We start from the raw sequence: 20,906 nt of genomic DNA, 5'->3' as shown, positions 1-20,906 counted from the left end.
TGCCAATGTCGCTTCTGGACGGACGCGTCGCGGTGGTCACCGGCGGCGCCCAAGGTATCGGGCTTGCCATCGCCGCCGCGTTCCTGCGCGAAGGGGCCTCGGTCGTCCTCGGTGATCTGAATCCCGGCACCGCCCTGGCGGACCTGGGCACCGACCGGGTCCGCGTCATCCGCTGCGATGTCACCAGTGCCGCCGACGTCGAGGCGCTGCTGGCCACCGCGGTGACCGAATTCGGCGCGGTGGACGTGATGGTCAACAATGCCGGGATCACTCGGGACGCCTCGATGCGCACCATGCGCGAAGAGGACTTCGACCAGGTGATCGCGGTGCACCTCAAGGGCACCTGGCACGGCACCCGCCACGCCGCGGCGATCATGCGCGACCAGGGCCGGGGCTCCATCGTCAATATCTCCTCGCTCTCGGGCAAAGTCGGCATGGCCGGGCAGACCAACTACTCGGCCGCCAAGGCGGGCATCATCGGCCTCACCAAGGCCGCGGCCAAGGAGACCGCCCGATTCGGCGTGCGGGTCAACGCGATTGCGCCCGGCCTGATCCGCTCCCCCATGACCACCGCTATGCCGGCGAAGGTCTGGGATCAGAAGATGGCGGAGATCCCGATGGCCAGGGCCGGTGAACCCGGTGAGGTCGCGGCGGTCGCGCTGTTCCTGGCCTCGGACCTGTCGTCCTACATGACCGGCACCACCCTCGAAGTCACCGGCGGGCGGTTCATGTGACCGGATGGCAGGCCCACACCGTGGTCACCGACAACTACGTCGACCCCGCCCCGGTGGCCGCATTGCATGCGCTGTTCGACTCCGGTGCGGCGGCGATCGAGGTGGGCGATCCGCTACCGCCGCTGTGGCATTGGGCCGCGCTGGCCCGCTGGCCCGCCTCGTCGGCCATCGGCGCGGACGGGCACCCGGCGCGTGGGTCGTTCCTGCCTCCGGTGGAACTCCCGCGTCGCATGTTCGCCGGCGGCTCGGTGTCGTTCCCCGGTACCGTCCACGTGGGATCCACTATCCGCCGGGAGGCCCGGGTGATCGCCGTGAACGCCAAGAACGGCCGTACCGGCCCCCTCACGGTCGTCGAAGTCGAGATCCGACTGTTCGCCGAGTCCGGCGCACTCGCCGTCGTGGAACACCAGAACCTCGTCTACCGGGGCGCCGGTACCGCCGCGCCGGCGATCGAGACCGACCGGACCTACCAGTGGCCGCGAAACCCCGTGCAGCGCAGCAGCGAATGGGACTGGCAGCTGCACACCGACCCGACCGTGCTGATGCGGTTCAGCGCGGCGACCGCCAATCCGCACCGCATCCACTACGACCTGTCCTATGCGACCGCGGTCGAAGGATATCCAGGCCTGGTTGTGCACGGTCCGCTCATGACCCTGGCCATGGCCGAGACCCTGCGCTGGGAACAACCGGACCGGCGCCCGATCCGGTTGCGCCACCGCAATATCGCCCCGCTGTTCTGTGGCGATCCCGCCCGGATCCGGCGTCGCGAGACCACCGATGGCGACCTCGCTCTCGCCGTCCACACCGAGCCCACCCCCGGACAGGCGGTCGAGCACACCGTGCTCACCGCCGATTTCACCGTCGACGGAGACCCAGCCCATGCGTGAAACTGTCATCTGCGAGCCTCTGCGCACCCCGATCGGACGCTACGGCGGCGCGTTCGCCTCGCTCACCGCCACCGAACTGGGCGTGATCGCCCTGAAGGGCCTGCTCGACCGCACCGGCATCGACCCGGACATCGTCGACGACGTCGTTCTCGGGCACTGCTATCCGAGCAGCGAGGCACCGGCGATCGGCCGGGTCGTTGCCCTCGACGCCGGCCTGCCGGTGACCGTCGGCGGCATGCAGGTCGACCGGCGCTGCGGCTCGGGTCTGCAAGCCGTCGTCCAGGCGGCGATGCAAGTCGGCAGCGGCGCCTGCGATGTCGTCGTTGCGGGCGGTGTCGAATCCATGACCAACACGCCGTTCTACTCCACGGATATGCGCTGGGGTGGTGCGCGTGGCGGTGTCCGGGTGCACGACGCACTGGCTCGTGGCCGCGAAACCGCCGGTGGCCGTTTCCATCCGGTTCCCGGCGGGATGCTCGAGACCGCCGAGAACCTCCGGCGGACCTACGCGATCACCCGCGAGGAACAGGACCGGCTGGCGCTGACCTCGCACCAGCGGGCGATCGAGGCCGCGCGCAGCGGAGTGCTCGCCGCGCAGATCGTCCCGGTTCCCGTGCGCTCCCGCAAGGGCGAGGTGCTCGTCGACACCGACGAACACCCCAGGGCGGACACCACGCTCGAATCCCTGGCCGCACTGAAACCCGTTCGGGCGGCGCTGGATCCGGAGTCGACCGTCACGGCGGGCAACTCCAGCGGCCAGAACGACGCCGCGTCGATGTGCCTGGTGACCACCCGGGCCAAGGCCGAGGAATGGGGGCTGACTCCCCTGGTCTCGCTCACCTCGTGGGCCGTGGCCGGGGTGCGCCCCGAGGTCATGGGTATCGGACCGGTCCCCGCGACGGAGGCGGCATTGCAGCGGGCCGGACTCACACTGGCCGACATCGACCTGATCGAGTTGAACGAGGCGTTCGCCGCCCAGGCCCTGGCCGTCATGCGGGAGTGGAAGTTCGGCGAACGTGATGCCGAACGCACCAATGTGCACGGATCCGGGATCTCGCTCGGGCACCCCGTCGGCGCCACCGGTGGCCGGATGCTGGCCACCCTCGCCAGGGAACTGCACCGCCGCGAACAGCGCTACGGTCTGGAAACGATGTGCATCGGCGGCGGGCAGGGCCTGGCCGCGGTGTTCGAGCGGGTGAACTGACCATGACACTGCGCCGCTTCACCTCGGTCGACGACCTCACCGAAGCCCTCGGCGAACCCATCGGTCCCGGCCCGTGGATCGCCATCGGCCAGGAACGTGTCGACACGTTCGCTGCGTGCACGGGCGACGACCAGTGGATCCACGTCGATCCCGACCGCGCCGCGAGCGGGCCCTACAGCAGCACGATCGCCCACGGCTATCTCACCCTGTCCCTGCTGCCGCGCCTCGGCCGCGATCTCTACACCCTCGAGTTCGGCACAGCCCGGATCAACTACGGCAGCAACAAGGTCCGCTTTCCCGCCCCGGTCCGCACCGGAACCCGCGTGCGGGCGGTGGCGATCCCGCTCGCCCTGAGCACCGAGGGCTCACGGGCCCTGCTCACCGTCAGCTGGTCGGTGGAGAACGAGGACGGCGGCAAGCCCGCGCTGGTCGCCGAGACACTCACCGCGATCATGCTCTGATCCTCGCCGCCGGTCCGCCCCGGCTGGCGGCGCTATCCCTTCCACGAACGGATCCACCGATGAAACTCGCGCACACCCACGGGCTCACCGACGTGCAGACCGAAATACTCTCCACTGTCCGGACTTTCGTCGACAAGGAGATCATCCCTGCCGCCCAGCAGCTCGAGCACACCGACACCTACCCACAGGACATCGTCGACCGGATGGCCGAACTGGGTCTGTTCGGCCTCATGATCGACGAGGAGTACGGCGGCCTCGGCGAATCCCTGCTGACCTATGCCCTGTGCGTCGAAGAGCTGGCGCGCGGCTGGATGAGCGTCTCCGGTGTCATCAACACCCATTTCATCGTCGCCTACCTGATCGCCCGGCACGGTACCGCCGAGCAGAAGCAACGGTTCCTGCCCCGCCTGGCGACCGGGGAGATCCGGGGCGCGTTCTCCATGTCCGAACCCGAGCTCGGCTCCGATGTCGCCGCCATCCGCACCAAGGCGACCCGCAACGCCGACGGCGGATTCACCCTCGACGGCCGCAAGATGTGGCTCACCAACGGCTCGACCGCCACCCTGGTCGCCACCCTGGTCCGCACCGACGAGGGGCAGCCGCGCGCGCACGACAACCTCACGGCCTTCCTCCTCGAAAAGCCCGCCGGACTGGGCGAAGTCGCACCGGGCCTGACCATTCCGGGCAAGCTCCACAAGATGGGCTACAAGGGCATCGACACCACCGAGATGCTGCTCGACGGCCACACCGTGCCCACCGAGGCGGTCCTGGGCGGCACCACCGGCCGTGGGTTCAAGCAGATGATGGACGGCATCGAGGTCGGTCGCGTCAATGTCGCGGCCCGCGCCTGCGGGATCGCGATCCGCGCCTTCGAACTCGGCGCCCGCTACGCCCAGCAGCGCAGCACCTTCGGCAAACCCATCGTGGAACACCAGGCGATCGAGTTCGCCTTGGCCGAGATGGCGACCAAAGTGGAAGCAGCACATCTGATGATGGTCAACGCGGCCCGGCTCAAGGACTCCGGCCTGCGCAACGACGTCGCGGCGGGCATGGCCAAGTATCTGGCCAGTGAGTTCTGCAACGAGGTGACGCAGGCCGGGTTCCGGATCCACGGCGGCTACGGATACTCCACCGAGTACGAGATCGAACGCCTCATGCGCGAGGCGCCGTTCATGCTGATCGGTGAGGGCACCAGCGAGATCCAGAAGCGCATCATCGCCAAGGGCGTCCTGCGCGACTACCGGATCTGACTGTGCCGATACCCGTATGCTCCAAGCAGCTATGGACGAATTGCGCGGCGACTGACATCACTTGCGCCAGAACCGGAAGCACTCGGCGAGCCCACGCAGAACCTCGGCGCCATACCTCGCGGGCACCTTGTACACCGCGAGCCCGATCGCCACAGTTCGGCCGACGGTTGCAATGGCCAAGGTCAGAGCCGCAATCAGGATCAATGTTGTGGTCATCGGTGCTCCATCACGCCTTCTGCTAGTTCGGTGAGACTAGCTAAGCCTGATGCACCGCCATATTCAGAAAGTGCTAATGACCTGGGTAGATGAACAAACCTGTGGACAACTTCCGAACCGCGGATAACTCGGCCTGATCATGCTCCGCGCTCACCGGTTCCGACGTGCGGTGTGGTACCAACAGAGCTCGTTTCACGACGGTGCCACGTACATACGCCAGCATCACCGCAACCTACCCAGGCGGCCTGGGCTCATAGACGCCACTACAAGAGCCTGACGAAGGCCCGAGCACCGGTCACGCAGTGGTGCCCGGCGAAGGCGTTGACCCAGCAGTCTCAACCGAAGCCACGCGGCCCGGATCACCAGCAACATCCGTAGCGATTGAGTAAAGACAATCCTGGATGACACCCAGCCACGGATGTAGCCGTCTACCAGGCGTGATACAGAGGCGCGGTGGGGCCCTTTATGACCCCACGTATTTCCGCACGTACTTCTTCACGCATTCCTCCACGCATCGACAGCGTTGGACCGGACAACCTACCTGCTCAGACCCCTTCGACTGGTTCGTCTACAAGGGCCAGCAGTTTTCGTGATGCGAGGTCAGCGATCACGGCGCTGAGTTCGAGGTTTGTCGGGAGCTCCGATGACCCGATATTGGTGTGGACGCAGTCCCGCGAGTCGGTGGTGTCCATCTCACTCCTCCACATGGTGGCGACCGGAGTTCGTCGCGAAGTCCTGACGGTGGTAGCCGACTCGCTGACATTCGGGGAGGCAGGCATCGCGACGGCCGCGCCTGGCTGCCGCACCGAACGTGATGATCGCGCGGAAGCTTTCGGGTGTCTGGCTTGGGACAACGAGGAGCTGGCCTTCGATGCGATGAAGGGTGGTTCGGTGCGACATGGGGTCTCCGATTCCGATGCGGCGGCTCAGGTAGTACACGGGCCGCCGATGGCTTATGGTCGTGCTCGCGTTCACGTCGAGCGCATCGAGAGAGAGGCAGAAATGGCCGTGACCAGCACTGAAAGGCACACACTCATCGGTGATGTGCACCTGTTGCTCACCGACGATCAGGGTCGGATCCTGTTCGGTCGGCGAGCGGGTACCGGGTACGCCGATGGCGCGTTCCACCCGCCTTCGGGGCATCTCGAGGCTGAGGAGTCGGTGGTCGAGGCGCTGCGGCGTGAAGCCGCCGAGGAGATCGGTGTGCAGATCGCGCCCGAGGATGTCGAGTTCGCCCACATCATGCACAACAGCTCGTCCGGCGGTCGCGTCGCGTTCTTCTTCCAGGTCCGGCAGTGGAAGGGCGAACCGATCAACAAGGAACCGGACAAGTGCGATGCGCTGGAATGGTTCAGCGCCGACGCCCTGCCAGCGAACATGATCCCCTACTGCCGGGAAGCGCTGGGCCACATCGCCTCCGGCAAGTCACTGTCACTGTTCGGCTGGTGATAGGTGACGGTGGGGACCGCGACCTCTCTCTCGCCGGCCCCCACCGTCGCTAGACCTCGTCAGATGAGCTGCCACTCATCGAGCGAGGCGATCAGTTCCTCGAGGCGCTGCGGGGACATGCGTTTCTCCGCAGCGTCTTCGAGGGATTCCTTCGTGGCCCCGTATTGCCACCAGGACTCGCCATTCTTGGCATCCATGACCAGGAACCGGTCCTTGATGGCAGGGCCGCGCAGCACCAGCGACACGGTGCCGGGTTCGGCGACCACCGCGTGAACAGCGCTGTGGTGCAGCGCGTAACTGGCCCCGACTCGTTCCTGGCGGACGTGGACCGCGTGCAGGCTCGACACGTCGATCTCGGTATCGAGTTGGGCTTCGCCGTAGAGCCGGTGCTGGTATTCCCCGCGCAGGATGCGGCTGGCGTAGGTCCAGCGATGGTTGTGCGGGCGATCGTGGTAGCCGGGCCCGAAGATGTGCAGGCGCAACCGGATCCCGGATTCGAGGTCGTCGTGCAGCACGATCTTGTCGAGAATGTCGTAGTGCTCGCACAGTGCGGCGAGATCGGGGTTGTCGGGCAGCGTGGTCAACTCGCGGCGCAGCAGGTACTTCTGGGCGGCGAGCAGTTCGAAGGACTTGCGGGTGGCCGACTCGACGGCCTCCACGTCGTTCCAGTCGAGCGAGCGCAGCGGTTCGATGACGGTTTCCATGGTGTGCATTGGGGTCTCCTATTCGGGTTTCGCGCTGGATTTCCACAGTCGGCAGACCGGCACGATGTCGGGGTAGGCCGAGCACGACGAAGACCCCATGACCAGTTCCTCGGCCGGGCAGCCACCCATGCACGCCGATTCCTTGCAGCCGCCGCAGGCGCTGCTGACGAGAGGTTTGGTGAACAGATCGAACTCGTTGACCTCGCTGTCGCGGTTGAGCAGCACCTGTCCGTCGCGCATCTTGGCGTAGTAGGTGTCGGTATCGAAGAGGTAGCTGCACACGTAGCAGCGGCCGTCGGGGAAGATCGAGATCCGGTCGAGGGTGCGGCCGATGCAGCCCTGGTAGCCCTCCTCGGCGTAGCGGTCCATCTGGTCGCGGTGGGCGTAGGTGGGCTGGAACCACACCCGTGACTTGTGTTCCGGCGCAACCAGTTCGAGCCTGGCGCAGAAGTTCACCCATTCCAGGGGATTCATCGCCATGTCGGCGTTGCCGTGGCCGGTACCGATGGTGGAGAACACGTGGAACTTGACCAGGCTCGCGCCGATGTCGTCGGCGATGTCGAGCAGGCGCAGGACATCACCCTCGTTGGCTTTGTTGACCGTGCAGATGATGCGAGTGTCGAACCCGCGCTCGCACAGTTCGGCGCTGGTCTGCATCGCCTGGTCGAAGGTGCCCTCACCGCGGACCGTGTCGTGGGTGGCCGCGCTGCCACCGTCCATGCTGACCTGGACGTAGGCGAAGTCCTCAGGGGTGAGCTGGGCGAACTTCTTGCGGGCGATGGCCTGGGCGTTGGTGGTGGTGATGACGTGGCCGTAGCCGATGGTCCTGGCCGCCCGGATGGCGTCGATGTACCAGGGGTGCAGGGTCGGCTCACCGCCGAGGATGGTGAGCTTGTCGCCGCCGAGCTGCCGCCAGGTGGTGAGGGTGTCGACGATCTGCTGCGGGGTCATCTTCAACGCCCGGTCGAGCCGTTCGCCCATGTAGCAGTGCTCGCACCGCAACTGGCACGCCTCGGTGATGTAGAGGTAGACGTTGCGGAACCGGCCATAGGCGACCTTGTCGACACGATGCGGTTCGCGCTGCCCGGCGGTGCGCGGCATCCGGGCGTGGCCGTAGGTGTCGGACCGGAAAGTCGGCAGCCCCAGAGGGGTTGTGCTGGTCATGCGGTGGTGCTCCTCACGATGAGCAGGGGCTCGACGATTCGCGCGAGGGTCGCGGCGTCGTCGGCGGCGTCGACGGAGTTGGTGGGGATGCCCGCACGGTCGAACGCGGTACGCACGTCCTCGACCGTGTCGTCGTGGCGTCGGGTGCGGGCGGCGAACAGTGACGGAGCGTCGCCTCGCCGCGGGTGCAGCAGTGAGCCACAATTCCCGCAGGTCCATCCGCCGAACATCGATGCGGAGGCGGGCAGGCGCGGATCGGCTGCCGGATCGCGCTCACATCGGTGGCAGACTCGACGTGCTCGCGCCCTCTTACGTCTGGCCGGCGCGTCGAGCACGAGCTCGATCGGCTCGACGGCGCAGCCAGGTGCGAGCTCCCGCACTATCTCGAGCAGCGCCTCGACCTGCTGGCCGGTGCCGGGATAGTTGTCCAGGAGCACCGTGTGGTTCCGGGAGTCGGTGGCCACGGTGCTCAGGTACCGGCGCACCGCCGGATTGACGATGTCATCGTCGATCCAGCCGAGGTCTCGCGGGCCGTGGCTGGCGGTCTGCCGGACCACCTCGGGCGGCACGTGTTCGCGCAGTCTGAACACGCGCTGGTTGAGATTCTTACCGAGCGCTAGCGTGAGCGTTGTCTTTCCGGACGCTGGTGGCCCGAGGATCGGCACCAACAGTGATAGCGCCATGTCGCCCCTTCCGCAGGATTGATATCGGACACACCGACGATCGCCGCATCGAACACGAATTGGCTATACATGCAACGAGTCTCGTGAATCCCGGCGTATGCAGAAGGTGCATATGGGCTGGGTAAAGCTGGTGGTACCGTCGGAAAAACCGTTGGGGACGGCCATGATCGCGGAAGTGGGGCGGATGATGCGGACGATAAACAATGCGCGCGAATGCCCGATGTGCGGGACTCGGATGTCCCGTTTCAACACCGGTACGGCATGCGGTAGTTGCTCGCGAGTAGAACCCGCTGTGGGCGCGCCGGTGATGCCTGCCGAGTTCTGGGCCAGCGATCACATGCGCGACGCCTTGGCCTCCTGGCACATGGGCCGGGTGATCTTCGCCTTCCGCATCCACCCCATGCACAAGTCCCCGATCACCCAACTCGACGTCGCGAACTGGCTCGACATGTCCCAGGCGACCCTGAGCCGGATCGAGTCCCGCGAAGCTCCCGAAAAGATGTCCAAGCTGGTCCAATGGGCAACAGCTCTACACATCCCCGAGGAACTGCTGTGGTTCCGACTCCCCCAGCAAAACGCGGCAACCGAGGTCGACCGTCGACAGCTGCTCGTCCTCGCGGCAGCGGCCGTCGCCTCGGCCACCACCGAGGACATCCTCCCCAGCAGCAGCCCGGCCACCGACGACTTCGACACCTCGGTGCCCGCCATCGAAACAGCATTCTGGGCAGCGGGCAACATCGGAAACGATCAGCCGGTCCGCGAGATCAGCGAACTGGTCGCGCTTGCCCGAAGCATCACCAAACTCCAAATGGCCTGCGAATACGCAAAACTCGGACCCTTGCTGGCACCGACGATCACCGATCTGTACCGCCAAGCCCAAGGCGGAAAGCCCCGAGACCGCCGCGCCGCGTGGGATGCGTTGGCCCAGGTCGCTTCCGAGACCTCGGTGGCACTGCGCGCACGCGGCTACTTCGCCGTCGCCTGGTCAGCTGCGCAAGCAGCCGAATCCGCTGCCAAACGCATCGACAGCACACAAGGCATCGCCTCGGGCGCTTACGTGCGCAGCCAGGTACTCCTCGCACGACCTGAGTCCCTCAAGGCTGCCCTGGACTGCGCCGTGCACACCGCCGCCCAGGTCGGACCCGACGCAACCACTGCCCCCGAGATACAAACAGTCGGAATGCTCCACCTCCAAGCCTCTTTGGTCACCGCCACCATGGGCGCCAGCCCCCACGATCACCTCGCCCAGGCCGCCGAGTACGCGGCTCAACTCGACCGCGCGACCATCGACGATCCCACCACGATCGTCGGCAACGTCTCCTTCGGCTCGGCCAACGTGGCGTTGTGGAACATGACCGTGGCCATGGAAGAAGGCTCCCCGGAACGAGTGCTCGATCTCGCCCACCGCCTCGACCCTCGATCGTTGCCGACCGTCGGCCGCGCCGCACAGTACTTCGTAGAAGTAGGGCGTGCCGCCTCAGCCCGCGACGACCACACCATGTCCCTGGACGCGTTGTTGCGGGCGGAGCGTATCGCGCCTCAGCAGGTCCGCAACATGGACACGGTGCAGGAACTGGTGAGCCACATGATGGTCAGGGCCGGACGGGACCTCGTCACCGGTGACCTCGGCAAACTCGCTTCCCGGGTCGGTGCCGTAGCGCTGTAGGCGAAGACGCATCGCCCATCGCCTGCCATGATGGAAGCATGGGTGAGCGCACTAGAGTTCTGTACGCGATCGTGACGGGAGCCGGTGGAGCCGGGGACGTCGGGGAACTGGTGTCCCTCGCGCAGGCAGACGGTTGGGATGTGTGTGTTCTGGCCTCCCCCAACGGCGCTCGGTTCATCGACTCTGAGGCGCTGGCAGCTAAAACGGGATATCCGGTCCGGTCAGAGTTCAAGGTCCCGGGCACCAAAGACCTGCTCCCGCCACCCGACGCGGTCATCGCCGCACCACTGACAACAAGTTCCATGGCGAAATGGGCGGCGGGAATCGGCGACACACTGCCGCTGGCGCTACTGGTCGAAACAGTCGGAGCCGGACTACCAGTCGTAGCGGTTCCGCACGGACGAGCAGCCCAATTCCAGTTCCCTCCAGTCGCTGCCGCACTGGCCAACCTCACAGACTGGGGCGTGCGCTTCATCCGGGTCAACGAAGGCGAACCGGTGCCGTGGGCGGCAGCACTGAAAAGCCTCGACTGACTCTGTCACACCATTAGAAGCGCGTGGGGTGCCAGTGAGTACCGGACGCCGCAAGGGAAGGCCGCCCCGCGTCCCCGGCTCGGTCGTCCTACGGGTCGTGACGATGAGCCGCAACGGCATCGGATACCGAGGAATCTGCCGAGTCCTGGACCAGGAAGGAGTCCTTACCTCCGCTGGCAACCGACGCTGGTACCCATCCCACGTCTCCCGCTTGCTCTACACCCGCAACGTCACCGACCGCTTCGGCCCACCACCGAACCGGCGGCCCCAGGGAAGACGATCCGTCTAGGGCCGGTAACTCCCTGGTGATCGGCCCCCTCTGTCGATAGAGTTGTCGCTCTAACCAGAAAGGCAGGTTGATGGTAAGCAGCGGGGACCGTGGCGTCGCTCAGAATGAGGAAGATGGTTCCGAGTTCGATGATGTCTATATGGCGATCGGGAACTACATCACCCGATTCTCCGAGGTGATACACCTGATGCGACAGCAAATTGCCGACTATTTAGCCCCCACGTCTGAGCGATTCCGTGGACCTATAAGCCCCTTACTTGACATGCTGTTCGACAAAATGACCGCAAGCCCCGTCGTTGAGTCATACTTCGCGATGTCCTCCCAGGCCGCCAACCTGGATGCGGACGACATACAGATCCGCAATACACTGAGGAAGCTCGTGGTAAGACAAGTAGAGTTTCGCAACCAAATCGCCCACGCCGACTGGCATGTTGGATGGCGAAACGCGGATACGAATGAAGCAATCCCTTTCCAGGTACGAAAGACCAAGTCGAGCGGTTTTGGCTACCCGGTCTTGACCGATCTGGACCTGACGCCAGACAGCATCTGCACGGAAGTCTGCGTGCTGCAGGAACTTTTACACACAGTCTTACTCTTCGGTTCGGTGTGTCGAATGCGGCAGCGCGGAATCGAGGCGAGCCTGTCCAAAGTCCTGGAAGTAGTCAGGGACGGATCGACAACGGTTCGCGAGCGCAAAGACTGGGAAGAAAGTTACAACAGCTGGTTGGAGCGGTAGAAGGACAGTTCACTGTCGGAACCGGAACGGTTTTCAGGGGCTGCTACAGAGTGAGGCGGCACTGTCAACCTACCGTGCAGCAGCCCGTCCGGCCAGCGGCAGAAATCGCCGTCTGGGCGTAGGACTGGCCGAGGCTCGGCTGCACTGACACAAAAGCGTCTGGTCGGGGCGGGGTACGATTTGGGTCAGCGCAAACAGGCGTCGAAGCTATTGCATCGGCATGGCTACGAGTTTCACCGATTTCGGCTCAATGCCGTCCGCGACCGCCAGATAAGGCGCCTCATGATCCCCGCCCTGCAAATCAACACCCGCTTTCCCGGCAGAGAACGCAGCTTGCACCGAGTGTCCGTTCGCGACCGACGAGTAGAAGCTGGTGGCGAATACCATCGCATCTAGGTCAGCCACACTTCCCCGCATACCTATTGCTAAGGGCGCGAAATGGTCCACAAGTGCTTGTGCCGTCGCAACAGAATTGCAAGCGTTGAGCACTACTAGCTTCGGCGGTTCGTCGGTCGCCGCACATGCCGCCGCCAAAGCCCTTTCAGTGACCACCACACCTTCATGTTGCTCGTCCAGGTCGCGTTCCAGCTGAATCAGCTTGTCCGCACCATGGCCAGCGAAGTGCACCACATGTGGTCGGAACTTTGCGATTCCCTCCTGAAGGTCCGCAGCCGTCGCGGACAGCCGTACATCGAATTCTATGAGGTCACGGTGCAGAGCAGCTTCCACAGCCTTGCGAATACGGGCTTGCTCGCGGGTGATGCGCAGGTCGCCCTCGGGTGAGGCGCCCAGCATCAGGATTCGGAGCTTCTCTACCGCAGGTTCGGCTGTCGCACGGACCAGCGGGGCCTTAGCTGAGATCACGTCGTATTTCGCCCCGGTGTGATCGAGTTGGCTTGTACCGAAGGGACTTTGAAGTACATGAACGTCCCGCAGGCGCATTGTCTTCAATTTGCCATTGGGTAGCGTGTCCGTCACCTCGTCGCCGTCTTCGACATCCGCATCCACCCGGAAGGTGATTCCATGCTGGGGGCCGAGGTCCATGGCCTCGATGTCGAACACGGTTGCTGTGCCGTCGGCAGCGATGCGACGCAGCTTCATCATCTTGCCCCGCCTGTTTCGTGGAACCATCCGAGCCCCTTCCGTGTCATCTTCGCTGCCAGAAGTGTAGTCATGGCGTGGTTGTGTGCCTCCGCTACCGCCACAGGATCCCGGGGTACCTCGTCACGACCATTCGGCTGCCGACGCACGGCGTCTCACCGCGATCTCGACAATGTCGGAGGCGCTCATCGCCGGACCTCGGCCAGTCCGCGACCAACCCGCGCCGTCACGCCACCAGTCCGGATCTCGTGTTCGGGCCAGCCTCTCGGCAATGGCTTCTCAGAACCCGCCACTGAAGCTGAGCAGCCCTTGGTCGGCGAACTGCCGCGATCAGCGTGACAGAAGGTTCACCCGAACACTGAATCCCCTCAACCAGGCGCGAAATCTGCTTCTATCACCGGCTGACCAGAGCAAACCCCCCAGGATCGTGCGCGTTCCCATCTCCGTTGTGCCCCCGCCGATGGCTCGAACCTGCGACGTGGGCCTGTCTACCCACCTGGCATGGCCCTCGACCATATGCCAATCCCGGCGGCGGATCGCCGGGTTGAAGGATCCGTGATGGTCGACGGCGGGTCCGTTGGTTCATGCGTCGGTATCGCGGCGTGGCTCGTTTGGGGGCTGGATCGGGGTTGGGGTTTGTTTCAGCTCAACAGGTTTCGGGGTGGTGTGGGGGTTAGTGTCGTGGCTGTCGATCGTGGTGGGCGGAGGGAGCGGCGGGATGGGCGAGCGGGTCGGTTCGCGGTTTGTGGGGATCGGGATCGATCAGTACGCGGATCACGAACCTCTGGTCTATCCGGTGGCCGAGGTCCGCGCTGTCGCGGAGTGTCTGGCTGGGGTGTTCGAGGGTGAACCGTTGTGTGATCCGGACGAGACCAGTGTCCGGGACCTGTTGAAGGCGGTGGCGGGTCACCGGGCGGAGTCGATGGTCGTGTTGTGGAGTGGGCATGGTGTCGTCCGGCCGAAGAAGCGTCTGGCCCTTCCGGTCTCGAATACACGGGGTTTTGTGAATGCGGCGGATGTGGTGGATTTCTGTGCCGAGTCCGGTGCGTCGCAACTGTTGTGCATCATCGACGCGTGCTACGCGGGCCTGAGTGTGGATGACGCGATGGGGATCGCCTCGGCGTGGACGGAGGAGTTCCCGCCCGACAGTGATCAGGCGTGGTTCGGGGTGCTCGTGTCCGCCGGTGGTGGTGAAACTGCACGCGATGGTGCGTTCGGCACGGTGTTGCGGCGACTGCTAAATGAGGGTCCGCGGTCGGCGGATATGCGGCGGCGGTGGTCGGTACAAAACCGGCTGATCCTGGGTGAGGATCTCGGGAACGCGCTGCTCGACGCCGAGGAGTGGGACGGGACCGATCAGCGCCCGAGATTCGCGCGTAGTGGGTTCGGGCTGCCGATGATCCCAAACCCGTTGTGGCGCCCCGATGCGCCCGCGCGGGTGGTCGAGCACCTGCTGCGTGCTGCTCGCGCTGGCGCGGTGGAAGGTGAGGGGTCGTGGTTCACCGGCCGCGCCGGCGAGGTCGATCAGGTTGTGGCTTGGGTCAGATCCGGTGAGCCAGGGGTCGCGGTGGTGACAGGCTCGGCGGGAACGGGGAAGTCGGCGATCGTGGGCCGGGTGGTATCGGTTACGAACCTTGGTGAGCGCGCTCTGCTGGGTGCACCGGACGGATGGGGGCACACCGATCCAGGACAGGGCACCGTGCACGCGAACGCGCATGCACGTGGATTGACGGTGGATCGGTTGGCGGCGATGCTGGACGAGGACCTGGCCCGCGCCGGGATACTGACGGTCTCGGAGTCCGGTCCACGCAACGGCGCGGAGTTGGTGGGTGCGTTGCAACGCCACACCGCGAAGCAGGACCGGAAGGTGCCGGTGGTCGTGGTCGACGGGCTCGACGAGGCCCGCGGCGAGGCGTTCACGATCGCGACGGATCTGTTGTGTCGGATCGCGCCGTTCGCGACGGTGGTCGTCTCCACCCGCGATCTGCCCGCGACCGATACGACAGCGGGGCTGGTGGAGACCCTATCGCCAATCCACTTGGTCGACCTGGACGACGCCGATCAGCGGCGCTCGCAGCAGAACGCGATCGGGAACTATCTGCGGTATCGCCTGCGTGGGGTGTCCCCGATGATGGACGCCGACCTCGTCGCCGCAGTAGTCGCTGCCGCCGATCAGGTGGAGACGCCGTTCCTGGTGGCACGCATCATCGCCGATCAACTGAGAGCACAGCCGATCGACACTAGCATCGCGGGGTGGGAGTCGGGATTGGTTTTGTCACTGGGACAAGCGTTCGACACCGACCTTGCCCGCATCGCTGCGCCCACCGGGATCCCGCACCTGGTTGACGATCCGGAGATGCTGGCGCGAAAGGTGTTGACGGCGTTGGCCTGGGGACTGGGTGCGGGGTTGCCCGAACCGGAATGGATGTGTGTGGCGGGCGCGATGGCCGGGGTCGAGATCAGTTCGGAGCACATCAGCTGGGTTCTGGACGGGCTGGGCCGGTATGTGGTCCAAGACGGTGAAGCCGAGGTGGCGGTGTACCGGCTGGCGCATCAAAGCCTCGCCGACCACCTGCGCCGCCCCTTCCAACCCACCCACGACGCGGTCTTCGACCCCGCCGCCGGGCCGGTCACCGCAGCATTGCTTGAACGATATCGTGCCCTACTCGACGAGGGGCATCCCGCGTACGCACCAATGTATTTGTGGCGCTATGCCTTCCGCCACGTCGCAGACGCCGGGCCTGCGCAAGTCGATGCCTCCCGTGAACTCGCTCACTCCAACCCGGCTCTTCTCCCGGACCTGGCCGCAGCAGACATCACCATCGCGAATGCCTTTGCTGAACGCGGCTATCGCATCGATGCCGTCGCACCCACCGAAGAAGCCGTCACCCTTCGCCGCACCCTGGCCCACGAAAACCCCGCCTACCAACCAGACCTCGCCGGCGCCCTGAACAACCTCGGCATCCGCTACAGCGAGATCGGCCGCCGCACCGACGCCGTCGAACCCACCGAAGAAGCCGTCACCCTCTACCGCACCCTCGCCTGCGACAACCCCGCCTACCAACCAGACCTCGCCGGCGCCCTGAACAACCTCGGCGTCCGCTACAGCGCGGTCGGTCGCCGCACCGATGCCGTCGAACCCACCGAAGAAGCCGTCACCCTCTTCCGCGCCCTGGCCGAGGACAACCCCGCCTACCAACCCGACCTCGCCATGGCTCTGAACAACCTCGGCATCCGCTACAGCGAGATCGGCCGCCGCACCGACGCCGTCGCACCCGTCGAAGAATCCGTCACCCTCTACCGCGCCCTCGCCCACGAAAACCCCGCCTACCAACCAGACCTCGCCGGCGCCCTGAACAACCTCGGCATCCGCTACAGCGAGATCGGCCGCCGCACCGTCGCACCCGTCGAAGAATCCGTCACCCTCTACCGCGCCCTCGCCCACGAAAACCCCGCTTACCAACCCGACCTCGCCATGGCCCTGAACAACCTCGGCATCCGCTACAGCGAGATCGGCCGCCGCACCGATGCCGTCGCACCCACCGAAGAAGCCGTCACCCTCTTCCGCACCCTGGCCCACGAAAACCCCGCTTACCAACCCGACCTCGCCGGCGCCCTGAACAACCTCGGCACCTGCTACAGCGAGATCGGCCGCCGCACCGACGCCGTCGCACCCACCGAAGAAGCCGTCACCCTCTACCGCACCCTCGCCCACGAAAACCCCGCCTACCAACCCGACCTCGCCACGGCCCTGAACAACCTCGGCACCTGCTACAGCGAGATCGGCCGCCGCACCGACGCCGTCGCACCCACCGAAGATGCCGTCACCCTGTTCCGCACCCTGGCCGAGGACAACCCCGCCTACCAACCCGACCTCGCCATGGCCCTGAACAACCTCGGCACCTGCTACGGCGCGGTCGGCCGCCGCACCGACGCCGTCGCACCCACCGAAGAAGCCGTCACCCTCTACCGCGCCCTCGCCTGCGACAACCCCGCCTACCAACCCGGCCTCGCCGCGGCCCTGAACAATCTCACTCTTCGGTTGTCGGAAGCGAATCCTGATTGTCAAGCGGATGCTGTATGGGAGGAAGTGATCAACTCCCAGACGACACCCGGCCGGGTCCATCTCTTATGGTCACGTGCAAGCGCGGTGCCAGAGGGAGATCTGCGCGCGGTGGCCTGGCTGATCCGAGCTAAGAGCGAGGGAACGTCGGATTCGGTGTCAGTTGCTGCCATCCACGATTGCGCGAGGGCACATCGCCGTGCCGATCCTGAGGCATGGGACCGGCAATGGAGCGCCGCCACCGGTGCCGCGCTTCCAGCGTGGCTGGTCGTCGACCCGGCACTGCTCGACGTGGCCCGCGCATGGATCGCAACCAGCACCTACAACGACGAGTACACCTATCTTCTCGGCCATCCTGAGCTGCTCACCGACGATTGTGATGTCGCGGTCGAGGAAGCACTTCTGGACAGCGGTGACGCCGAGCGCTACACCCGTCTGCGGGCCGCCGCACGAGATCAGGGCATCCCCGCTGCCTACGAACCCCTGTTCCGTAGCCTCACCCTCCAGCAATTCCTCACCGCAGAACCCCCACAGCAACGCGAACTGCTGACCGAACACCGCGACCGACTGCTCCACGACGCGGTCCGCCAGCATTTGACCGACCCCATCGATGCCGACCCCGACGATCCACGACCAATTCGCGCAGCAGCGTTGATCTCCCTCGCCGCCCACAATGCCGGTGCCGCGACCCTGAGTGGCAGCTTCGACGCCCTCGCCGATCCCACCCTGTTCCCCGTGCTGCTGGCGGCCACCGCCCGCTCCGGCAATGCCACCGAACTCCTCGGACCGGTAGGCCAATTGGCGTACCTGTGCGCCGAGACCGCCGAGGAAGCCGCAGATGCGATCGTCTATCTCGCGTGCGCTGTCACGATCAACGACGTCCCCGACAACACAGACGCCCGCGAACTCCTGCAGCACGCGATCGGACTGGCCGGACACCGCCGTACCCACTGGATCACGCTGCTCGCAGAACTCTCGACCGTTCACCCCACGCTCGTGTCCCTGATCCCTCTCCTGGCCACGGAACCCACCGATGTCCAAGACTGACCTCATCGTGGTACTGCCTGGCATCATGGGCTCCACCCTCACCCACCACGGCAAACCCGTGTGGGAACCCTCCGCCGGAGCCGTCCTGCGCGCTATTGCCACTCTCGGACGCAGTATCAAACAACTCCAACTCCCCGACGGGATCGGCGACGACCACCCCGGAGATGGAGTCACCCCCGGCAAGCTGATGCCCGACCTGCACGTAATCCCCGGCCTGTGGACCCCCATCCACGGCTACACCCGCCTCCTCGACCACCTCCATCGGATGGTCGAGAACGGTGGGATCGGGAAAGTCGTTGCCTTCCCCTACGACTGGCGGCTCTCCAACCGCTACAACGCCACCCGCCTCGCCCGCATCGTCACCGACGAACTCGGCGCCTGGCGCGACAGCCACCCCACCCGCGCCGACGCCCGCGCCGTATTCGTCTGCCACTCCATGGGCGGACTCATCGCCCGCCACTACATCGAACACCACAACGGCGCCGACCACACCAAAGCCCTCATCACCATCGGCACTCCCTACCGCGGCGCCGCCAGAGCCGTCGACCAACTCGTCAACGGCGTCCGCAAAAACATCGGCCCCTTCGGCATCGACGTCACCAACTTCGCCCGGAGCTTGCCCTCCATCCACCAACTCCTGCCCGACTACGCCTGCATCGAACACACAGGCACCCTGTACCGCCTCGACGAAATCACCCTCCCCGACCTCAATTCGACCATGCTCGCCGACGGTCTGGCCTTCCACAACGAACTCACCACCGTCGAAACCCAGAGGCCGGCCAGCCTCGACACCACCCACGCCATCATCGGTGTCCGCCAAACTACCGCCACCACCCTGCGACTCGACAACGGACACCTCGAAGCCCTCGACACCATCGATGGCGACAACGACTACGGCGACGCCACCGTTCCCCTCACCGGTGCCCTTCGACACGACCTGCACCCCGACACCAACCGCGTCCGCCGTGTCGTGGAAAACCACGGCGCACTCCAGAACCACCCCGCTGTCCTCGACGAAATCGAATCCATCCTCACCGCCCCCGTCCGCCGACGCGCAACCGGAACCATCCCCATCCGCGTCACCGCCCCCGAACTCCTCACCACCGGCGAACCACTTACCGCCACCATCGACATCGAACCCGGCGACCACCGCACCCCCGCCATCAAAGCCCAACTCATCGCCGAGAACGGCACCCACACCCACCCCACCCAACAACCCCGCATCCGCAACAACCAAGCCCAGATCACCTTCCCGGCACTCCCACCCGGCGCGCACGCCCTCCTCATCACCGGCACCACCACCCCCACCCCCATAACCCCCGTCACCCACACCCTGCTCGTCTGGCAATAACAACCCGTTCGAGCACCACCACACGATCACCGCCCGGGTCAGGCAAGACAAGTGCGCAACCCCACGACAGTCCGGTCTCGGCGGACACAACGGGACCGGGATGACAGCACCCGCAAACAGGATCGAATACCAAAACGGGGGGTGAACGCGGGGCCAGACACAACAAAACAGGTCAGGCCCGGTCTTAGACCGGGCCTGACCTGTTATTTCTGTGGAGCTAAGGGGACTCGAACCCCTGACCCCCACTCAGCGGTTCGAGTATCCCTTGATCACTGACGAGCGGCCTCCGGTTGGTAGTCGGCTTCGATCCTCAGCGGACCCGCGCGAAACCGCAGACCGTCACCGATCCCAACTTCGACACGCCCTGCCGCGTGGGCACTTCAAAGAAGGGGAACAGAAACCATCCCGACCGGCCGACCAGCATCGTCAGATCGAATAGGAATCCGCGATGACCAGGTGTTTTCCGGTTGCCCATGTTTTGTGTGTCCTGCCGAGGGCACGAACCTGCGACGTTCAACCGACGAACCATAGCGCAGACCGATGCGCCATACCCACAGGCGAACCGGTTGCAGCGGCCAGCAAGTTCGGATCGGAATTCTTGGCGTATTTCGGTCGCGGCCCGCAAACTATGACAAGTCAGGCACGGTGACCGTGCCTGACCTGATGGTTACGCTCCCCCACCTGGACTCGAACCAGAAACCTGCCGATCAGGGGATGGTCACTCGGCTCGCGAGCCACCGGCCGTCCACCAGTTCCATGGTCATCTGTACGCGGCTGCGGTCGATCCGGGGATCGGCCGCGGCCGCGTTGCTCACCGTCTGATCGATGAACAGCAGCACCTCGACCTTGTCCGGCTGCGCGGATTTGACCGCCGCGTCCAGCACGGTGCCCTTGCCTGCCGCCTTGTTCTCGACGAGCAGCTGACGCAACTGGCCGCTGGAGCGGGTGTACATGTCCTTGAACTCGCCGGTGGACCCGTCGAGTACCGCGGTGAAATCGTGGTCCAGGTTGCCGGAATCGACACTGGTCAGGGTGACGGCGTAGGCGCGCGCCGCGGCGAGGCCGGCCGCGGCCGCGGACTCGGTGTCGCTGTCCTGCTTCAGTTTCCATCCGAAGACCGCCGCGAGCACGACCGCGATAACGGCGACGGCGATCAGCAGGGGGATACGGATCTTTCGCCAGATCAGCAGGGCGATCATGCGCCGGATCTGCCATTTCGTCGGCAGCACCGCCTCGGGCTGCGGAGCGGCCGTGGGAGATTCGGCAGCCGCGGTGGTGGTGTCGGCGGGCTTCTCGGTGCCGGGATCGGATTCGGTGATCGCGTCGGCGGTGGTGTCGGTCTTCTCGGTCATCACGGGTCCTCGCTTC

The 20,906-nt window shown here is 65.4% G+C and carries 19 protein-coding genes; 12 read left to right on the top strand and 7 right to left on the bottom strand.

Features of this window, described 5'->3' with window-relative positions; genetic code table 11:
- The first annotated feature begins 5 nt into the window (after nucleotides 1–5).
- Genes fabG through AB0L91_RS28140 form a run of 5 tightly spaced genes read left to right on the top strand, consistent with a single transcriptional unit; the run spans nucleotide 6 to nucleotide 4,536 of the window.
- A complete protein-coding gene (fabG, locus tag AB0L91_RS28160) occupies nucleotides 6–734 on the top strand; it encodes a 3-oxoacyl-ACP reductase FabG (RefSeq protein WP_365015314.1) in 729 nt (242 codons plus the stop codon).
- Nucleotides 731–1,621, top strand: coding sequence for a hypothetical protein (locus tag AB0L91_RS28155; protein ID WP_365015235.1), 891 nt, complete (start codon nucleotides 731–733; stop codon nucleotides 1,619–1,621). The genes fabG and AB0L91_RS28155 overlap by 4 nt, the downstream gene beginning before the upstream one ends.
- Nucleotides 1,614–2,825, top strand: a complete 1,212-nt coding sequence (locus AB0L91_RS28150) for an acetyl-CoA C-acetyltransferase (RefSeq protein WP_365015233.1) — start codon at nucleotides 1,614–1,616, stop codon at nucleotides 2,823–2,825. The genes AB0L91_RS28155 and AB0L91_RS28150 overlap by 8 nt, the downstream gene beginning before the upstream one ends.
- Before the next feature lie 2 nt (nucleotides 2,826–2,827).
- On the top strand, nucleotides 2,828–3,286 hold the full coding sequence (locus AB0L91_RS28145) for a MaoC family dehydratase (protein WP_365015231.1): 459 nt from the start codon (nucleotides 2,828–2,830) through the stop codon (nucleotides 3,284–3,286).
- 59 nt (nucleotides 3,287–3,345) lie between these two features.
- Nucleotides 3,346–4,536: an acyl-CoA dehydrogenase family protein gene (locus AB0L91_RS28140; RefSeq protein ID WP_365015229.1), complete on the top strand. Its 1,191-nt coding sequence runs from the start codon at nucleotides 3,346–3,348 to the stop codon at nucleotides 4,534–4,536.
- A 57-nt stretch (nucleotides 4,537–4,593) separates the two neighbouring features.
- Here AB0L91_RS28140 and AB0L91_RS28135 read toward each other — a convergent pair whose 3' ends face one another.
- Both AB0L91_RS28135 and AB0L91_RS28130 read right to left on the bottom strand, forming a co-directional pair.
- The gene (locus AB0L91_RS28135; RefSeq protein ID WP_365015227.1) at nucleotides 4,594–4,752 is read right to left on the bottom strand and encodes a hypothetical protein; all 159 of its coding nucleotides are present in this window, start codon (nucleotides 4,750–4,752) and stop codon (nucleotides 4,594–4,596) included.
- 545 nt (nucleotides 4,753–5,297) lie between these two features.
- A complete protein-coding gene (locus AB0L91_RS28130; protein ID WP_365015226.1) occupies nucleotides 5,298–5,444 on the bottom strand; it encodes a hypothetical protein in 147 nt (48 codons plus the stop codon).
- A 13-nt stretch (nucleotides 5,445–5,457) separates the two neighbouring features.
- Between AB0L91_RS28130 and AB0L91_RS28125 the strand changes: the two genes are divergently transcribed.
- Entirely contained in the window at nucleotides 5,458–6,201 is a 744-nt protein-coding gene (locus AB0L91_RS28125) for an NUDIX domain-containing protein (protein WP_365015225.1), read from the top strand.
- A 59-nt stretch (nucleotides 6,202–6,260) separates the two neighbouring features.
- On the opposite strand, the gene AB0L91_RS28120 is transcribed toward AB0L91_RS28125, so the two are convergent.
- The 3 genes from AB0L91_RS28120 to AB0L91_RS28110 are packed head-to-tail and all read right to left on the bottom strand — an operon-like array spanning nucleotide 6,261 to nucleotide 8,737.
- A complete protein-coding gene (locus tag AB0L91_RS28120; RefSeq protein WP_365015223.1) occupies nucleotides 6,261–6,914 on the bottom strand; it encodes a hypothetical protein in 654 nt (217 codons plus the stop codon).
- 9 nt (nucleotides 6,915–6,923) lie between these two features.
- The gene (locus tag AB0L91_RS28115; protein ID WP_365015220.1) at nucleotides 6,924–8,069 is read right to left on the bottom strand and encodes a radical SAM protein; all 1,146 of its coding nucleotides are present in this window, start codon (nucleotides 8,067–8,069) and stop codon (nucleotides 6,924–6,926) included.
- Nucleotides 8,066–8,737 carry a hypothetical protein gene (locus tag AB0L91_RS28110; RefSeq protein WP_365015218.1) on the bottom strand — a complete coding sequence of 224 codons (672 nt, stop codon included), beginning with the start codon at nucleotides 8,735–8,737 and terminating at the stop codon, nucleotides 8,066–8,068. The genes AB0L91_RS28115 and AB0L91_RS28110 overlap by 4 nt, the downstream gene beginning before the upstream one ends.
- Nucleotides 8,738–8,849: 112 nt before the next feature.
- On the opposite strand from AB0L91_RS28110, the gene AB0L91_RS28105 reads away from it, so the two are divergent.
- The 4 genes from AB0L91_RS28105 to AB0L91_RS28090 all read left to right on the top strand — a co-directional run bounded on the left by AB0L91_RS28105 (nucleotide 8,850) and on the right by AB0L91_RS28090 (nucleotide 11,976).
- The gene (locus AB0L91_RS28105; protein ID WP_365015215.1) at nucleotides 8,850–10,418 is read left to right on the top strand and encodes a helix-turn-helix transcriptional regulator; all 1,569 of its coding nucleotides are present in this window, start codon (nucleotides 8,850–8,852) and stop codon (nucleotides 10,416–10,418) included.
- A gap of 38 nt (nucleotides 10,419–10,456) precedes the next feature.
- Entirely contained in the window at nucleotides 10,457–10,951 is a 495-nt protein-coding gene (locus AB0L91_RS28100) for a flavoprotein (RefSeq protein ID WP_365015213.1), read from the top strand.
- Between the two features lie 28 nt (nucleotides 10,952–10,979).
- Nucleotides 10,980–11,240, top strand: a complete 261-nt coding sequence (locus tag AB0L91_RS28095; RefSeq protein WP_365015210.1) for a recombinase family protein — start codon at nucleotides 10,980–10,982, stop codon at nucleotides 11,238–11,240.
- Nucleotides 11,241–11,310: 70 nt separating this feature from the next.
- Nucleotides 11,311–11,976 (top strand): hypothetical protein, encoded by a 666-nt coding sequence (locus AB0L91_RS28090; protein WP_365015207.1) that lies wholly within the window; start codon nucleotides 11,311–11,313, stop codon nucleotides 11,974–11,976.
- A gap of 207 nt (nucleotides 11,977–12,183) precedes the next feature.
- Here the strand turns inward: AB0L91_RS28090 and AB0L91_RS28085 are convergent, their stop codons facing one another.
- Nucleotides 12,184–13,080, bottom strand: coding sequence for a CHAT domain-containing protein (locus AB0L91_RS28085; protein ID WP_365015205.1), 897 nt, complete (start codon nucleotides 13,078–13,080; stop codon nucleotides 12,184–12,186).
- A 715-nt stretch (nucleotides 13,081–13,795) separates the two neighbouring features.
- On the opposite strand from AB0L91_RS28085, the gene AB0L91_RS28080 reads away from it, so the two are divergent.
- Both AB0L91_RS28080 and AB0L91_RS28075 read left to right on the top strand, forming a co-directional pair.
- A complete protein-coding gene (locus tag AB0L91_RS28080; protein ID WP_365015203.1) occupies nucleotides 13,796–18,187 on the top strand; it encodes a tetratricopeptide repeat protein in 4,392 nt (1,463 codons plus the stop codon).
- Nucleotides 18,174–19,538: a hypothetical protein gene (locus AB0L91_RS28075; protein WP_365015200.1), complete on the top strand. Its 1,365-nt coding sequence runs from the start codon at nucleotides 18,174–18,176 to the stop codon at nucleotides 19,536–19,538. The genes AB0L91_RS28080 and AB0L91_RS28075 overlap by 14 nt, the downstream gene beginning before the upstream one ends.
- A 707-nt stretch (nucleotides 19,539–20,245) precedes the next feature.
- Here the strand turns inward: AB0L91_RS28075 and AB0L91_RS28070 are convergent.
- Nucleotides 20,246–20,890 carry a hypothetical protein gene (locus AB0L91_RS28070; RefSeq protein WP_365015197.1) on the bottom strand — a complete coding sequence of 215 codons (645 nt, stop codon included), beginning with the start codon at nucleotides 20,888–20,890 and terminating at the stop codon, nucleotides 20,246–20,248.
- Between the last annotated feature and the right edge of the window lie 16 nt (nucleotides 20,891–20,906).

The organism is Nocardia sp. NPDC051833, from assembly GCF_040681225.1.
Taxonomy (GTDB): domain Bacteria; phylum Actinomycetota; class Actinomycetes; order Mycobacteriales; family Mycobacteriaceae; genus Nocardia.
The sequence above is the reverse complement of the archived record's forward strand: the minus strand, read 5'-3'. Positions and strand labels throughout refer to the sequence as shown.

Coding starts and splice junctions, on each gene's coding strand:
- fabG (WP_365015314.1), top strand. CDS start 6: ATGTCGCTTCTGGACGGACGCGTCGCGGTGGTCACCGGCGGCGCCCAA.
- AB0L91_RS28150 (WP_365015233.1), top strand. CDS start 1,614: ATGCGTGAAACTGTCATCTGCGAGCCTCTGCGCACCCCGATCGGACGC.
- AB0L91_RS28145 (WP_365015231.1), top strand. CDS start 2,828: ATGACACTGCGCCGCTTCACCTCGGTCGACGACCTCACCGAAGCCCTC.
- AB0L91_RS28140 (WP_365015229.1), top strand. CDS start 3,346: ATGAAACTCGCGCACACCCACGGGCTCACCGACGTGCAGACCGAAATA.
- AB0L91_RS28135 (WP_365015227.1), bottom strand. CDS start 4,752: ATGACCACAACATTGATCCTGATTGCGGCTCTGACCTTGGCCATTGCA.
- AB0L91_RS28130 (WP_365015226.1), bottom strand. CDS start 5,444: ATGGACACCACCGACTCGCGGGACTGCGTCCACACCAATATCGGGTCA.
- AB0L91_RS28125 (WP_365015225.1), top strand. CDS start 5,458: ATGGTGGCGACCGGAGTTCGTCGCGAAGTCCTGACGGTGGTAGCCGAC.
- AB0L91_RS28120 (WP_365015223.1), bottom strand. CDS start 6,914: ATGCACACCATGGAAACCGTCATCGAACCGCTGCGCTCGCTCGACTGG.
- AB0L91_RS28115 (WP_365015220.1), bottom strand. CDS start 8,069: ATGACCAGCACAACCCCTCTGGGGCTGCCGACTTTCCGGTCCGACACC.
- AB0L91_RS28105 (WP_365015215.1), top strand. CDS start 8,850: ATGCAGAAGGTGCATATGGGCTGGGTAAAGCTGGTGGTACCGTCGGAA.
- AB0L91_RS28100 (WP_365015213.1), top strand. CDS start 10,457: ATGGGTGAGCGCACTAGAGTTCTGTACGCGATCGTGACGGGAGCCGGT.
- AB0L91_RS28090 (WP_365015207.1), top strand. CDS start 11,311: ATGGTAAGCAGCGGGGACCGTGGCGTCGCTCAGAATGAGGAAGATGGT.
- AB0L91_RS28085 (WP_365015205.1), bottom strand. CDS start 13,080: ATGATGAAGCTGCGTCGCATCGCTGCCGACGGCACAGCAACCGTGTTC.
- AB0L91_RS28080 (WP_365015203.1), top strand. CDS start 13,796: ATGGGCGAGCGGGTCGGTTCGCGGTTTGTGGGGATCGGGATCGATCAG.
- AB0L91_RS28075 (WP_365015200.1), top strand. CDS start 18,174: ATGTCCAAGACTGACCTCATCGTGGTACTGCCTGGCATCATGGGCTCC.
- AB0L91_RS28070 (WP_365015197.1), bottom strand. CDS start 20,890: ATGACCGAGAAGACCGACACCACCGCCGACGCGATCACCGAATCCGAT.